Genomic DNA, 14,558 nt, shown 5'->3' on the forward strand with positions numbered 1-14,558 from the left:
CCTGCGTTCGCTCACTGCTTACTGCTTGCTGTCGTGAGCGGTGAGAAGGCCCGTGACGCCGGCGCTTATGGATTGCCCTGGGCGAGGCGGGCGCGCACGAAGCCGACGTGCTCGCGTAATACGTAAAACGTGTCGGCGTAGGCGAGCGGCATGCGCAGGCTGTCGAGCGACTCTTCGATCTGATCCAGTTCACGGAACAGCGCCTCGCGTTGCGCTTCCGAGGGCGCCTTCAAGGCTTCCCGTTCAATCGCAATCAGCGAGCCGTAATAGCGATAGATGCGCGACCTCACGCGCCAGCGATACAGCGCGGGAATCAGACGCAAGGCTGGAAACAGCAGCACTGCGACCGGCAGCAGCAGGACCAGCGTGCGGTCGCCGACGCTTGCCAGCCAGAACGGCAAATTGCGGTAGAGAAAGCTCTTGCCGGTCTTGTAGTAGCGCTGCGCATCTTCGCTGATCGGGTATTCGCGCGCGACCGGACTGGGGAATTGTCCCGCGTGTTGCAGGAGTCCGGGCATGCCGTGAATCTCCTGGGCGGCTTCGATCAGCAGATCGGAGATGGCGGGGTGCAGGTTGGTGCGCGCGACGATTTCGACGGTCGGGCTGATCAGGTGGACCGTGTCGGCGGGGATCCGGTGGCGCAGGTCGAGCACGCCGGGCGGCAGGTCGATCTCATCCAGATAGGGAAAGAGGCGCGTATAGGCGCTGGCTTCCTCGAAGTCCATCACCGAGATGCCGGGCACGCGCAACAGCCGCAGCATCAAGGCGCGGGTGGCCGAATCGCCGTTCAGGATGGCGGCATCGACCTCGCCCGAGACCAGCTTGGTTGCGGCCTGCAGTCCGTCGTCGGGCAGGAGCGGCGTGTCGCCGCCCGGGGCGATGCCGTTCGCTCCCAGCAGCTTGAGCGCCAGCTCGCGGGTGCCGCTGCCTTCGCGGCCTATCGCGATCCGCTTGCCTTCGAGTTGCGCGAGGCGCGTGATGCCGGTGCCGCGATAGAACACCACGATGGGGTCATAGAACACGCTGCCGAGCGACATCAGGGAAGACGCGGCCAGGCCATCCGCGACGCCGCCTTGCACCAGCGCGATATCCACATGCTGTTTGGGGTCCAGCAGGCGCTGCAGGTTTTGCAGCGAGCCGTCCGATTCCAGCACCTTGAGCGTCACGCCGTTGCGGGCGAGGATCTTTTTGTATTCGTCGGCGGCGAGCAGGAACGAGCTGTCGTGCGGGCCGGCGCTCATCGTGATCGTATGCGGCGGCGCCGGATCCACCAGCCACACCACCAGCGTGATGACGACCACCACGAAGATCGCAATCGGCGCGAACGTCAAGGTCAGGTCGCGCAGATCGGCATGGGAATGCTCGCCGGGGAAGGTCGGAGGACGCGGGCGATGATGTCTCATGTGAGCTCGGTTCGGAGGGCGGCGCATGTCTTGCAGCCGGCCGGGCGGGGCGTGTCACGATTGACCGGCCCGAGATTATTATTCAGGATGGCTTAAAAAAGACGCAGACGATCCATAGCCGGCTACGTGAAAACCCTGGCGCGGCCGTCTTGCCGACAACGTCTCTCTTTGTGCTCAGTCCGCAATACGCTTGTCCGACAGCGCGTACTGGCAGTCGGCCAGCACCTGGGTGACGAGGCGCGCCTGAAAATTGAGGTCGTCGGTATCGAGAATTTCTTCGACGGCGTCGCGCGCCCACTCCGCTTCGACAAAGCGCGCGTGCCGCCCCGCAATCTCCAGCGCGAGGGCGGAGAGTTTGGCCACGCTTAGCCAGTCAGCTTCCCGTAAGTGCCGGTCAAGCCACTTGTGAGCCGCCTGCACGTGAAAGGCCGGTTCCGGCCAGGTCTCATTGAGGTAATAGGCGCCGAGGCTCCCGCAGGTGAGCCAGCACAGCAGTTCCACGCGATCGCGTGGGCTCAGATGGAGGCGTACATCACTCATGGCGACACTCGCTACGATGAGTTGCGTTCGGTTCCCGACGGTGCGTGAACCGTCCTTTGCTGCAACACAACGATAGCACGCGCTGAGCGGAATCAGGAACACCTTGTGCTTGCAGGGGCAAGCCGGCGTGCCGGCGCCGCAGCGGGGCGTGCGGCCGCGGCGATCAGAAGTTGTATTGCAGATAGACTTCGCTGAAGTTGGCGCCGGGGTTGGGATGTTCCAGACCGGCGTTCGACAGATGCTGGAAGCGGAACCCGGCCTGATACTGCTGACGCGCGCCGAACTGGGCGCCGACGCCGATTACGTCGGCAAACTGGAACGCCGACGAGAAGGTGCGGTCGTCCGTCTCCCGCACATGCGAGAGGAGGCGTACGCCCACGCCGCCTTCGATATACGGACGGAACCAGCCCGCACTCTTGATGAAGCGGAACATCGGGGTCAGGCCGAATTCCCAGATGTCCGGATGGGCCGCGTCGCTTTCGCGAATGTCCCAGTAGGCAACGTGCGCCTCTCCGACCACCGTAAAGTGATACCCGCCGATTTCCCACCAGCTTAAACCTGGATCCCAGACCAAGCCGATATCGGCCTTTTTTATATCATGATCGGCGACGCCGCCGGCAATCTGTACACCAAACTGGTCGGCATGAGCCGCGGCAGAGCCGGCTGTTAGCGCGCAAAGCGCGAGGGCGCGGATAAACTTTCTTTTCAGGAACCTGTTATTCGATCGCATGGGATTTCCGACCACTTGAGTGACTTGTTATTGCAGAAGCTTTTTTCTTAAGACACACATGCAAGCGCCATACATCGTTGCGTTGCAACCATTGCACGCGTTACCACGCTACGGGCCTTCGCTCGCATTAGCTGTGCAGCGGGACACACATGGAATGGATTGGGCGTTTGAATGACGAACGGCATTCAAACGCGATACGGGGGCGCGGAATATCGGCCTGAAGGCAAATGAGTGTGGGATATTCCGCAACGATCGGGATGGAGCTGTCTCGAGGTTCCATTCGCATATTTGTCAGAGAATTGAATTCAATGCGGGGCAATGGCTGGCGCGAGATGCGGTGGCGTGAATCGCCTCGCGCATCTTCAGGCCTCGTATTGCCCTTATGGTGTCGTTCTGTATTTGCAGTCTATCCGACCTGCGAAGATCGTGCAGTGAAGGTGCCGATGCGGATTGCCATTCACGACGACGCTTCAGTTTGCCGAGGCCGCCCGCGCCTGGCTTAGCTTGATGGCCGGGACGATCATCACCGAGACGACCGACAGGAACGAGATCACCAGGATCGATGCAAAGGTCAGGTGCAGCGATTGATGCAGGGCGAACCGCACGGCTGCGCCGCTCGCGGTATTGCCCGGCGCCGCGTCGAGAATTTGCCGGAGCTGGTCCGCGGTCACCGCGCCGACGGCGGACGAGTGAGCCAGCCCGTAGTTCAGCACCGCGCCGAACATGGCCGCGCCCAGCGTGCTGCCCAGATTGCGCGAGAACAGATTGGACGCGGTAGCGCTGCCGCGCTCGGACGGTTTGACGATCTCCTGAATCAGGATCAGCGAGCTGACGCTGACGATCCCCATGCCGAAGCCCATCACCAGCGAGCCGACACCGGCCAGCACCGGGCTGCTGTCCGGCGCGAGGATGGCGAAGCACACAGCGCCGATCGGCAGGAACAGACTGCCGCCGATCAGCGTGCGCCGCAGCCCGAGCAGATGGAACGAGCGGGCCGCGAGCGTCGCGCCGCTCGGCCAGCCGACCATCATCATCGTCAACGCGAGACCGGCCACCACCGGCGAGCGGCCCAGCACGCCCTGCACATACATGGGCAGAAAACTGGTCAGGCCCATCAGCGCCATGCCCGACAGCACGGTGGCGACGTTGCACGCGGCGATGGGCCGATGGCCCCACAGCGCAAACGAAATCATCGGATCGGCGGCGCGGCGTTCCTGCAACACGAACAGGACGCCGCAGGCGACGAACAGCGCGAACTCGAAGGCGACGAGCGCATTGCTGGAGGTGCCGGCGTCGGTGAGCCCCATCATGAGCGCGCCGATCGACACCGTGAAGAGGGTCGCGCCGGCGATATCGATAGACGGGCGCTCGTGCTTCTCGTGCTCGTGCAGGAATGCGATGAAGCCCGCGGCGGAAGCGAGGCCGATGGGAACGTTGATCCAGAAGATCCACGCCCACGACAGGTCGCGGATCAGCAGGCCGCCCGCCATGGGGCCGACCACGGCCGCGATGGCCCACACGCTCGCGAGATAGCCCTGGATCTTGCCGCGTTCGCGGGCCGGGTACAGGTCGCCGACGATGGTCAGCGTGACCGGCTGGATGGCGCCGGCGCCGATTCCCTGGATCAGCCGGAACACGATCATGGCCGGCATCGACCAGGCGAAGCCGGCCAGCACCGAGCCCACCAGAAAGATGGCAATGCCGATCAGGACGACGGGCTTGCGGCCATACAGGTCCGCGAGCTTGCCGAACACCACGGTCATCGCCGTCTGCGCGAGCAGGAAGGAGGAGAAAACCCAACTGTAGAGATGCAGGCCGCCGAGTTGCGTGACGATCTGCGGCATCGCAGTGGAGACGATGGTGGCTTCGATCGCGACCATCGCCATGGATGCCATGACCGACGCGATGACGAGGGGTCGAACTGTCTTGGGGTGCTGTGACATGCCGTCTTTATGGACTGGGACGCTACGCAGTGTTTGCTTAAGCGCGAGTACGGATGTTACCGCGTCGTCGCAGGAGCTGCTTGCCCGGTGACATGCCAGGTTGGGCATCCGCGCGGTGCCATATGATGGTGCGACGCACCACGACCTTGCACCAACTCAATTCATCCCGCGCCGCGAAGGCGCTCGCTGGTCCGGTGCCGCGCGCGCCGACGGCGTTGCGGAAACGCTGCTTTTGCCGGCTCAAAGTTCTTTCCGAAAGCACTCTCCGGTAAAGCGTCCGGCCTTGTGCGGCGGCGCTTTGCCTCAACGTCCGGGCGCCGCGTCGACGCGCTTATATCGTTGCCGGCGCAACCGCCCGCGGTCGCATGGCATGTCTATTGCATTGCAACGCACCGAGGTCAACGGCGGCCTCATCGTATTGACACTTGAGGGGTCGCCCGTTTGAGGCGGCCCGCAGGGACAACGGCGTCCCGGGTACCCAGAAGCACACCGAGCAATCGGCGCGCGTGCTGGGCACTCGGGGCGCTTTTTTTTTGCGCTTCGTTCGCGCACCACGTCTCACCGCGATTCCCGCAAGGGGCCGCGCGGCGAATGGATCCACGCTGCAGGGCTAGCCACGTTCACGATGAAACAGCAGACCAATTCAAGCCTCGACGCCGTCTCTGGACCGGTCATCGGCGAGCTTATCAACCTGTCGGGCCGGCAGCGCATGCTCTCGCAACGCATCGTGCTGCATGCCTTGCTCGCCGCGCTGGGCGACGCCGCCGCGCTGGCGGTGCTGAAGAGTTGCCTCGCCAGCTTCGCGCAAGCGCATGCCGAGCTCGTGCACGGCAACGAGCGCTTGCCCGGCGTGTTTTCCGAGGCGCTGCGCGAGGTCTACTTCGGCAAAGGCCGGGCCGACGAGCGCATCCGGCAGTTCGTCGCGCAGGCTGAACGCGCCGCCTTGAGCATTGCCGCGGGCGGTGACGACCGGCAGTCCCAGGTCGATGCACTGGTCGCCCAGGCGACTCCGCTGCTCGAATTGCTGCAGGAAATCACGCTTGCCTATCAGCACGAGATGCGCGGCGTCGAAGCCGCCGCCACCAAACGCCAGGTGGATATCGCCGAGCGGCTTGGCAACATTTCGATGCAGGCCAATATCGTCGCGCTCAATGCGCGCATCTCGGCCGCGCGCGCGGGGAAATTCGGCCGCGAATTCGCGGTGATCACGACCGTGCTCGCCGACATCATCAAAGAGATGGACGAGCTGATTCAAAGCGTCGTCGATACGAGCGGCGCGAGCGGGACCTCAGCGCGTCGCGCCGTGCCGTCTCAAGGTTGGCATGCCCGTGCCGACCGCGCCCTTCAATAGCCTTCACCCTGCGAGAGAGACCATGAAACATCTATTCAAATCGCTGGCAAGCGGCAACTGGCGCGCCTTGCTAGCCTGCTTTCTGTACTTCGATACCGGTTTTACCGTATGGGTGATGTTCGGCCCGCTGGCGCCGTTCATCCACAAGGACATCGCGATGTCGCCCGCCGAACTGGGCTTCCTCGTCGCGGTCCCGGTGCTGGGCGCGGCCATCCTGCGGGTGACGCTCGGCAATCTGTACCAGGCCTACGACGGCCGCCGCATTGCGTTGCTTGGCGTGGCTCTCTCGGCCATACCATCAGTTGTCCTGCTGTTATCGCCGACGCCGCCGTCCTATGTGATGCTGCTGGTGCTGGGCGTGTTCCTCGGCGTAGGCGGCGCGAGTTTTGCCGTGGCCCTGCCGATGGCCGGCAGCAACTATCCGCCGAAGGTGCAAGGGCTCGTGCTGGGTCTCGCCGCCGCCGGCAACATTGGCGCGGTGCTGGACGGTTTCCTGTTTCCGAGTCTCGCCGACCAGTTCGGCTGGGCCAAGGCTGCAGGAGCGGCGCTGCCGTTGCTGGCGCTCGCGGCGGTCGCACTGTTTTTCTGGGCGAAGGACCTCGGGCCCAAATCGGGCAGCGCGCCGCGCGCCTTGCGCAGCTTCTGCATCACGCTCGTCGGCTTGATCGTGCTGGTGCTGGCCGTGCATGCGGGTGTCTTCGGCGGCGGCAAAACGGGCGTGCTGCTCTTGCCCGTGCTGGGTGCGCTGCTCGCCATCGCGGTGTTGCCGAAGCACTACCGCAGCGTGCTGGCGGAGAGCGATACGTGGGTCGTGATGCTGGTCTATAGCATCACGTTCGGCGGTTTCGTCGGCATGTCGTCGTATGTGACGACCCTGCTGGTGTCGCTGTATCAGTTGCCCAAGCTCGAAGCGGGGCTGTTCATGTCGCTGCTCGCGTTCACCGGTGCGCTGGTGCGTCCGGTCGGCGGCCTGATCGCCGATCGTATCTCGGGCGTGCGGGCGCTGGTGCTGCTGCTTGCCGGCATCTCGCTGTGCGACTTCGCGTTCGCCGCGTGGATGCCGCCGCTGCCGGCCGGCATCGCGCTGCTAATCGCCACCTATCTGTGCTTCGGACTCGGCAACGGCGCCACCTTCCAGCTCGTGCCGCAGCGCTGGAAGGGCAAGACCGGTCTGATGTCGGGGATCATCGGCGCGGCCGGCGGCATCGGCGGCTTCTATCTGCCGGTGATCATGGGCATGGCCAAGGAAAGCACCGGCAGTTATCAGATGGGCTTCGCGACGTTCGGCGTGCTGTCGGCGCTCGCGTTTGCGCTCGTCGCACTGCATCGTGCGCGCTGGCTCAAATGGGCGCTGCCGGGCGAGAGTGTCGTCGTTGCGAGCCCGATTTCAGCGGCCGGTGTGACGGCGGATAGTGGAGTGTGAGGTGAGGCTCTGCTGCTACTCGGCAACGACACTGGGGCCGAGTTGCGCCAGAGCGAACGCCCGCACATGCGCGGCGAACGACTTCAGCAACAACGGGGCCGGCCGTTGCGACGGCGTCAGTAACGCAAAGTCGGTGGTGATGCTGGGTTCAAAGGGCTTGAAGACGACGCCTGTGCCCCGATAGCCCCAGGCACTCAGCGCATCCACCACCGAGACGCCGGCCCCCGCCTCGACGAACGCGCAGATCGCGTGAGACACCTGGGTCTCCATCTGCCGTTTCAGCTCGACCCCATGCGCGGCAAACAACGCATCGATCTGGATGCGCGATTCGACGCTGCGCGGATGGCCGACGAAACGCTCGCCGGCCAGATCCGCCGGCCGGATCGTTTCGAGCGCGCATAGCCGGTGTCCTGCCGGCAACGCGCACACCATCCGAGTGGAAATCAGCCGCTCGCCGTGCGCGCTCGGACGGCTCATCGACAGGATGGCGAAGCCGACGTCGCAGCGCTGGCCGATCACCATATCCACCACCGTACGGGACGAATGCACGGCGAGCGAGACGTGGGCTTCGGGCCGCGTTTTCAGATAGTCGGCAATCGCGTGCGGCAGGAACGACAACGCAATCGCCGGCGCCGCCGCGATCTGCAAGGTGCCACGACGCAGGTCCCTGATTTCATCCGCCGCCCGCGCGATCCGGTCGACTCCGGCCAGCGAGCGCTGCACTTCCTCATAGAGCGCTTGCGCCTCCACCGTCGGATAGAGCCGGCCCTTCACACGTTCGAACAGCGCAAAGCCGATGGACTCTTCGAGATCCGCCAGCAGGCGCGTGGTTGCCGGCTGGGAAATATGCAGCATCTCGCTGGCGCGCGTCACGGTCTGGCAAAGCATCACGGCGCGGAACGCCTCGAGCTGGCGAATTTTCACGGCGTCGACCCTATAACAAAATATTATCGTATTCGCAAAAAAAAGAATTTTCCATCCGCATTTTGACTTCCTATTGTTCGGGCATGCCTGATTTTTAAGGGCCTCAGCCGGCAAGACCAGTCCATAGCTTTTTATGTTCGGATGAGGGTTTGCGCTTATTTCATTACCAGGGCGTATCAACGCATGCATGAAGAAACCGTCTATCTACAGGAGCCGCCCATGGCTTGCATCGACAAGCAAGGCGAGCCCCCCGTCGATCTACGCATCCACGCTCGGCCGAAGCAATCCGACTGGCTCTGGTATGGCCTGTTCGGCATTGCGCTGGTTCTGTTCTACGAGTGGGTCATCGACAATCCGCGCTGGCAGTGGGACGTCGTCGCGCATTACTTCTTCAACAGGCGCGTGCTGGCGGGGCTGGCGAACACGCTGATCCTGACCGCTCTCGCGAGCGTGCTCGGCCTCGCGCTCGGCGTGGTGGTGGCGGCCTGCCGGATGGCGGACAACCCGGTGCTGCGCGGCGCGGCCTACGTCTATATCTGGATCATCCGGGCCACGCCGGCGCTCGCCATGCTGCTGTTCCTGTTCTTCCTCTCGGCGCTGATTCCACGCCTGTACCTGCCGCTGCCGTTCCTGCATGCGAACCTGTTCGACATCGACACGAACCACCTCATCTCGCGTTTCAGCGCCGCGACGCTCGGTCTGGCGTTGTATCTGGGCGGACATAGTGCGGAGATTTTTCGCGGTGGCCTGGGCGCCGTCGACAAAGGCCAGCGCGAAGCCTGCAAGGCGATGGGAATGAGCGACCTGCGCATGATGTGGCACGTCGTCATGCCGCAAGCGGTGCGCGTGATCATTCCGCCGCTCGCCAACGAACTCATCACCATGTTCAAGAATACGTCGCTTGCCTCGGTGATCGGCTATGTCGAACTGCTGACGACGGTGCAACTCATCTACTCGAGCAATTTCGAAACCATCCCGCTCCTGACCGTCGCCTGCCTCTGGTATCTGTTTCTCACGAGCCTCGCCATGTGCGGGCAGAGTCTTCTCGAACGCCGCTTCGGCAAGGGAGTCTAGTCATGGACATCGCCAGCGTTGCCGGCCATCCGGATCATCCGGATCATCCGGATAATCCGGGCCATCCAGGTCATCCAGGCGACGTGGGCCGCGCGCCGCTGCTGCAGATGCGCGCCGCCACCAAAACGTTCGGGACCTTCACCGCGCTGCACGCCATCGATTTCTCGCTGAACAAGGGCGACGTCGTGGCGATCATCGGACCGTCGGGGTCCGGCAAGAGCACGCTGCTACGCTGCATCAACATGCTCGAGCTGATCGATTCGGGCACGGTGTCCTTTAAGGGCGAAGTACTCGGAACCGAGATGCGCGGCGCTCGCCGCATCCGTTTGCCCAAGAAGGAGCTCGACCGCCAGCGCCGCTATTTCGGCATGGTTTTTCAGGGCTTCCACCTGTTTCCGCATTATTCGGCGCTCGACAACGTGCTCGCCGGACCGCGCATCGTCGGCGGCGCGGCGCGCAAGGACGTCGTCGAGCGCGGCCGCTATCTGCTGGCGCGCGTCGGCCTTGCCGACAAGATCGATCACTATCCCGCGCAGCTTTCGGGTGGCCAGAAGCAGCGTGTGGCGATTGCGCGGGCGCTTGCGATGGAACCCGAAGTCATGCTGTTCGACGAGCCGACCAGCGCGCTCGATCCCGAACTCGTCAACGAAGTGCTCGACGTCATGAAGGAACTGGCGATGTCCGGCACCACCATGATCGTCGTGACGCACGAAATGGAATTTGCCCGCAAGGTATCGAATCGTGTGGTGTTCATGGATGGCGGACGCATCGTCGATCAAGGCTCGCCCGCCCATATTTTCAACGGCGGCGGCACGGAGCGCAGCAGGCGCTTCATCTCGAACCTTCGCGATTGACGCCGTCTGCAGGATGGTTTGTTTTCAATAATCTGATCGACCAGGAGATGTGATGGACAAGGATGGAATGATGAGAATCGGCCTCTCGATGCGTTATCTGGGCTATCACATGGCGGCGTGGCGGCACCCGGAGGTGCCGGCGGACGGGGCGATCGATTTCCAGTACTTTCTCGACAGCGCCCGCAAGGCCGAAGCCGCGAAGCTCGATATGATCTTCTTCGCCGACGGCATCGGCGTTCGCGCTTCCGATACGCCCAAGGGTTCGCTGGCCCGCGACTCGAAGAACGCCGAACTCGAACCGCTCACGCTGCTCGCGGCCATCGGCGCGTGCACGTCGCGCATCGGCCTGGTGGCGACGGCATCCACCACCTATAACGAGCCGTTTCATATTGCCCGCAAGTACGCGTCGCTCGACCATATCAGCGGCGGCCGGGCCGGCTGGAACGTCGTCACCTCGTGGTCGCAGCAGGAAGCGTGGAATTTCAGCCGCGACGAACACCTCGGTTACGAAGAGCGCTACGAGCGTGCCGACGAATTCGTCGATGTGGTGAAGAAACTATGGGATAGCTGGGAAGACGACGCCTTCATCCGCAACAAGGAGACGGGGATCTTCTACGAGGAATCCAGGCTTCACGTGCCGCATCACAAAGGCAAGCATTTCAGCGTGCGAGGGCCGCTGAATTCCGCTCGCACGCCGCAAGGGCGTCCGGTCATCGTGCAGGCGGGGGCGGCTGAAGCCGGGCGTGAGATCGCCGCGAAAAGCGCGGACGTGGTGTACAGCGCCTCCTTCGATATCTTGTCGGCTCAGAAATATTACGCAGACCTAAAGGGTAGGCTGGAGAAATATGGAAGAACCGCTGATCAACTCCTGATCATGCCCGGACTCACCACTTATGTGGGCAGAACGAGACAGGAAGCCCAGGACAAGTTCGACCAGTTGCAGGAGTTGATCGATCCGTTGAGCGGTCTGGCGGTGCTCTACAGCACGCTCGGCGACCTGTCGGGCTACGACCTGGACGGGCCGGTGCCGGAGGTGGCCACAGGGCCGGTCAGCAGTATCGGCGAAGGCCTGCTCGACATGGCCCGGCGCGATCATCTGACGATCCGGCAGCTCTACAAGCTGAGAGCCTCGGGGGGGCGGCAACTCATCGGCACCGCAGCGGATATCGTCGACGACATGGAGACGTGGTTCAAGGAAGGCGCGGCGGACGGCTTCAATCTCTGCCCCGCAATCTTGCCGGGCGGCCTGGACGATTTTGTCGCACTCATTCTTCCGGAACTGCGCAAGCGCGGCCTGTTTCGCACCGAGTACGCGTCGAGTACCTTGCGCGGCAATCTTGGACTCCAGCCGTTACGGTTTGGCGATTGAGCCGGGCGCCGACACGGCACGCAGGACATTGATCAACTTCGAGTAAGAGCCATGCCCATTACCACCCATGTGAACCCCGACGCGTTCCGCCACGCCATGACCTGCTTTGCCAGCGGCATCACTGCTATCACGACGCGCGAGGCCGGCTTGCCGTGGGGGCTGATTGCAACCTCGGTGTGCAGCTTGTCCGTCGATCCCGCCACCATGCTGGTCTGCGTCAACAAGACGGCGTCCGCGCACGACGTTATCCTGCGCACGAAAAAATTCGCGGTGAATTTGCTCTCGGCGGATCAGATGCCTGTGGCGAAGCGCTTTACTTCGTCGCGCGGCGCGGAGCGTTTCGAAGCCGACCAGTGGGAGGAGGGCAGGACGGGGGTGCCCACCTTGATCGACGCCGTGGTCGTATTCGAATGCAGCCTGGTGGCGGTGCATAACGGCTTTACGCACAGCATCATGGTGGGGCAGATTGCCGACGCCACCGTCAACGAGGATGTCGCCACAGGCTGCCTCCTGTGGCATCACCGCGACTATGCCCAAAGCACGCTCAGGGCGACCTAGTCCGCTTGCCAGCAGGTTCCGCCATGTTTCATCATCGAGGTTTGACAAGCATGAGTCATCATCCTTTGTTCGGCAGGATCGCGAGGTCCCGAACAGTCGTCCCCGCGGGGGCATGTTTCATCGCGGCGCTCTTCTTCGCTCAGGCCGCGCGAGCGGAAGACGCACCGAAACTCCCGGCTATCCAGGCAGACGCCGCGCTCGCGGCGATGGTGCCGAAGTTTTACCGCGATCGCGGGACGCTCACGGCCGGCGTCAATCCCGACGTCGCGCCCATCAAGTTCGTCGACGATGACGGCGATATCGCCGGCTTCACGCCGGACCTGCTGGCGGCCGCCGCCGATGTGCTGAACCTGAAGCTGCGGCTCACCCAGTCTTCGTTCGATGCGCTGATTCCAGGCCTCAGTGCCAATCGTTTCGACGTACTGCTCTCCCTGGCCGATTTCACTTCGCGGCATCCGGTTGTGACCTTTGTCGATTACCTGAACATGGGCGAGACGATTGTCGTCTCACCGGCAAGGCCACTGTCGATGAAGTCCCTTGACGATCTGTGCGGCTTGCAGGTCGCGCTGCCGCGCGGCTCAGCCTCGATGCAGGAAAGTGCCGGCATCAGCGAGCGCTGCGCCAAGGCGGGGAAGAAGCCGCTTGTCGTGGCCACGTATCCCGACTCGAACATGGCGCTCCTGTCGCTTTCCACGGGAGCGAGCGAGGTGGCGTGGGTCGATTCGCCGGTCGGCGCTTACAACGCGAACAAATTCCCCTCGAAGTACAAGATCGTCTATTTCAATCCGGTGGCGCCGTACGGTATCGGTTTCGGTGTGGACGAAAAAGGCAGGCAGTTGGCCACTGCCGTGCAGCAGGCGCTGCTGAAGCTGCGCAGGGATGGCGTCTACGACATGCTGCTCAAGAAGTGGGGGCTGTCGCCGAAAGACGCCAAGCCGCTGTTTCCGATCAACGGTGCGCAGTTGTAACGTGGACGTTATGCGTAACGGCGCTCGTCATCGGACCCGGCAGGCGGCGCAGCGGGCACAGGCGCAGGCGAAGCCTGTTCAACGCTGAGCGCAGCCTCGCCGATCGCATCGCCAACCAGAATCACCGCAGGGCTGCCGAGGCCCGCTTCACGCGCAGCGGCGGCAATCGTCGCGAGCGTCGCCAGCACGCGGCGCTCGTCGGACGTGCCGGCGGATTGCACCACCGCAGCCGGCGTGCCGTCGGGCAGCGCCGCGAGCAACGCTGCGCAGATACTGTCGATGCGGCTCATGCCCATATAGACGGCAAGCGTCGTCCCGGTAGCGGCAAGCGCGGCCCAGTTCGGTTCGCTGCCGTCGCGCAGATGCGCCGTGACGAACGTCACGCCCTGGCAGTGATCGCGATGCGTGAGCGAAATGCCCAGTCCCGCCGCCGCTGCAAACCCCGACGAAATACCGTTGACGATCTCGAACGGAATCTGCGCACGCCGCAACTCGCTCAACTCTTCGCCGGCGCGGCCGAACAGCAGGGCCTCGCCGCCTTTCACCCGCACCACGTGCCGTCCGGCGCGTGCGTAGCGCAGGGTCAGCCGCTGGATGAATGCCTGCGGGGTCGACTTGCAGCCGCCGCGCTTGCCGACCCGGATGACGCGCGCCTGCGGCGCCAGCGTCACGATCTCGGGGTTGACGAGATCGTCGAGCAGCACGACGTCCGCGCTTGCCAGCAGCCGCGCGGCGCGCAGGGTGAGCAGATCGAGCTCGCCCGGGCCCGCGCTGAGTAAGGTGACCTTGCCGGTTGCCATGATGATGTCCTTGTTCCGCGTTGCCGCTGTTGCAGTCGCTGTTGCACTCGCGGCTGCAATGTCAGGGCTCGCGCTTCGCCAAATGCAAACGGCGTCCGCTCGTCATGTTAAACGAGGGGACGCCGTTGTCCTGAGCCTGTCTGATGAGTGCGACGCGTGGGCCTTGCAGCCCTCGGGTCGCGCGATTCGTTGCGTCGACATCGTTGCCGCGCATTCTATCAAAGGCAATATCCAGGCCAGATGATTACCGCGTACCTCTGGCTGGCGCAGCGCGTCGCATGAGCCTCAACACCCTGCACGGATGAAGTGCTGCACCGCACCAGCGTTGTGCCGGGCCGCATCAAAATGCGTCGTCAGGCAGCGCGCGGCCATGCACCGCGACAAGCCGGGACGCCCGCCGCAGCGGTCGCAGCACGGCATTCTCGCGCATGGCATGGCCTTTGCATAAGTTTGCCCGGCGGATCAACGATGGTCCGGCCAGCATGCAGCAAAAGTCACTCCATAGATCACGGGCTTTTGGACAACGGCGTCCCCCGAATTCAGTCGCTTCGACGATTGAATCCGCGGGACGCCTTTTTATTTGCCGGACGAAAATCATGTCGCGAATCGAGCTGGAAACCG

At 63.5% G+C, this 14,558-nt stretch carries 13 protein-coding genes; 7 read left to right on the forward strand and 6 right to left on the reverse strand.

Annotated features, from left to right (window positions below):
- Window positions 1–65: 65 nt before the first annotated feature.
- From P3T42_RS01155 to P3T42_RS01170, 4 genes are all read right to left on the reverse strand, one after another.
- Window positions 66–1,403, reverse strand: a complete 1,338-nt coding sequence (locus P3T42_RS01155; RefSeq protein WP_074299240.1) for a TAXI family TRAP transporter solute-binding subunit — start codon at window positions 1,401–1,403, stop codon at window positions 66–68.
- 174 nt (window positions 1,404–1,577) lie between these two features.
- A complete protein-coding gene (locus tag P3T42_RS01160; protein WP_074299239.1) occupies window positions 1,578–1,943 on the reverse strand; it encodes a hypothetical protein in 366 nt (121 codons plus the stop codon).
- Between the two features lie 163 nt (window positions 1,944–2,106).
- Window positions 2,107–2,673, reverse strand: coding sequence for an acyloxyacyl hydrolase (locus P3T42_RS01165; RefSeq protein ID WP_074299238.1), 567 nt, complete (start codon window positions 2,671–2,673; stop codon window positions 2,107–2,109).
- A gap of 470 nt (window positions 2,674–3,143) precedes the next feature.
- Window positions 3,144–4,616, reverse strand: coding sequence for an MDR family MFS transporter (locus tag P3T42_RS01170; protein ID WP_074299237.1), 1,473 nt, complete (start codon window positions 4,614–4,616; stop codon window positions 3,144–3,146).
- Between the two features lie 625 nt (window positions 4,617–5,241).
- Here P3T42_RS01170 and P3T42_RS01175 point away from each other — a divergent pair.
- Window positions 5,242–5,967: a type IV pili methyl-accepting chemotaxis transducer N-terminal domain-containing protein gene (locus tag P3T42_RS01175; RefSeq protein WP_429304929.1), complete on the forward strand. Its 726-nt coding sequence runs from the start codon at window positions 5,242–5,244 to the stop codon at window positions 5,965–5,967.
- Between the two features lie 22 nt (window positions 5,968–5,989).
- On the forward strand, window positions 5,990–7,390 hold the full coding sequence (locus P3T42_RS01180; protein WP_074299235.1) for an MFS transporter: 1,401 nt from the start codon (window positions 5,990–5,992) through the stop codon (window positions 7,388–7,390).
- Window positions 7,391–7,405: 15 nt separating this feature from the next.
- Here P3T42_RS01180 and P3T42_RS01185 read toward each other — a convergent pair whose 3' ends face one another.
- Window positions 7,406–8,314, reverse strand: a complete 909-nt coding sequence (locus tag P3T42_RS01185; RefSeq protein ID WP_074299234.1) for a LysR substrate-binding domain-containing protein — start codon at window positions 8,312–8,314, stop codon at window positions 7,406–7,408.
- 219 nt (window positions 8,315–8,533) lie between these two features.
- On the opposite strand from P3T42_RS01185, the gene P3T42_RS01190 reads away from it, so the two are divergent.
- The 5 genes from P3T42_RS01190 to P3T42_RS01210 all read left to right on the forward strand — a co-directional run bounded on the left by P3T42_RS01190 (window position 8,534) and on the right by P3T42_RS01210 (window position 13,137).
- A complete protein-coding gene (locus P3T42_RS01190) occupies window positions 8,534–9,388 on the forward strand; it encodes an amino acid ABC transporter permease (protein ID WP_253190185.1) in 855 nt (284 codons plus the stop codon).
- 107 nt (window positions 9,389–9,495) lie between these two features.
- On the forward strand, window positions 9,496–10,242 hold the full coding sequence (locus P3T42_RS01195; protein ID WP_074301633.1) for an amino acid ABC transporter ATP-binding protein: 747 nt from the start codon (window positions 9,496–9,498) through the stop codon (window positions 10,240–10,242).
- A 52-nt stretch (window positions 10,243–10,294) separates the two neighbouring features.
- A complete protein-coding gene (locus tag P3T42_RS01200; RefSeq protein ID WP_074299232.1) occupies window positions 10,295–11,611 on the forward strand; it encodes an LLM class flavin-dependent oxidoreductase in 1,317 nt (438 codons plus the stop codon).
- Window positions 11,612–11,662: 51 nt separating this feature from the next.
- Window positions 11,663–12,169, forward strand: a complete 507-nt coding sequence (locus P3T42_RS01205) for a flavin reductase family protein (RefSeq protein WP_143788427.1) — start codon at window positions 11,663–11,665, stop codon at window positions 12,167–12,169.
- Window positions 12,170–12,219: 50 nt separating this feature from the next.
- The gene (locus P3T42_RS01210; protein WP_429304930.1) at window positions 12,220–13,137 is read left to right on the forward strand and encodes an ABC transporter substrate-binding protein; all 918 of its coding nucleotides are present in this window, start codon (window positions 12,220–12,222) and stop codon (window positions 13,135–13,137) included.
- A gap of 8 nt (window positions 13,138–13,145) precedes the next feature.
- Here the strand turns inward: P3T42_RS01210 and cobA are convergent, their stop codons facing one another.
- Entirely contained in the window at window positions 13,146–13,937 is a 792-nt protein-coding gene (gene cobA / locus P3T42_RS01215) for a uroporphyrinogen-III C-methyltransferase (RefSeq protein WP_429304931.1), read from the reverse strand.
- Window positions 13,938–14,558 lie beyond the last annotated feature (621 nt).

The organism is Paraburkholderia sp. GAS38 (assembly GCF_050434965.1).
Classification (GTDB): Bacteria; Pseudomonadota; Gammaproteobacteria; order Burkholderiales; family Burkholderiaceae; genus Paraburkholderia; species Paraburkholderia phenazinium_A.

Bases quoted from the DNA above. Each gene is read 5' to 3' on its own strand.
- P3T42_RS01165 (WP_074299238.1), bottom strand. From the start codon at position 2,673: ATGCGATCGAATAACAGGTTCCTGAAAAGAAAGTTTATCCGCGCCCTC.
- P3T42_RS01175 (WP_429304929.1), top strand. From the start codon at position 5,242: ATGAAACAGCAGACCAATTCAAGCCTCGACGCCGTCTCTGGACCGGTC.
- cobA (WP_429304931.1), bottom strand. From the start codon at position 13,937: ATGGCAACCGGCAAGGTCACCTTACTCAGCGCGGGCCCGGGCGAGCTC.
- P3T42_RS01195 (WP_074301633.1), top strand. From the start codon at position 9,496: ATGCGCGCCGCCACCAAAACGTTCGGGACCTTCACCGCGCTGCACGCC.
- P3T42_RS01200 (WP_074299232.1), top strand. From the start codon at position 10,295: ATGGACAAGGATGGAATGATGAGAATCGGCCTCTCGATGCGTTATCTG.
- P3T42_RS01170 (WP_074299237.1), bottom strand. From the start codon at position 4,616: ATGTCACAGCACCCCAAGACAGTTCGACCCCTCGTCATCGCGTCGGTC.
- P3T42_RS01205 (WP_143788427.1), top strand. From the start codon at position 11,663: ATGCCCATTACCACCCATGTGAACCCCGACGCGTTCCGCCACGCCATG.
- P3T42_RS01210 (WP_429304930.1), top strand. From the start codon at position 12,220: ATGAGTCATCATCCTTTGTTCGGCAGGATCGCGAGGTCCCGAACAGTC.
- P3T42_RS01155 (WP_074299240.1), bottom strand. From the start codon at position 1,403: ATGAGACATCATCGCCCGCGTCCTCCGACCTTCCCCGGCGAGCATTCC.
- P3T42_RS01160 (WP_074299239.1), bottom strand. From the start codon at position 1,943: ATGAGTGATGTACGCCTCCATCTGAGCCCACGCGATCGCGTGGAACTG.
- P3T42_RS01180 (WP_074299235.1), top strand. From the start codon at position 5,990: ATGAAACATCTATTCAAATCGCTGGCAAGCGGCAACTGGCGCGCCTTG.
- P3T42_RS01190 (WP_253190185.1), top strand. From the start codon at position 8,534: ATGGCTTGCATCGACAAGCAAGGCGAGCCCCCCGTCGATCTACGCATC.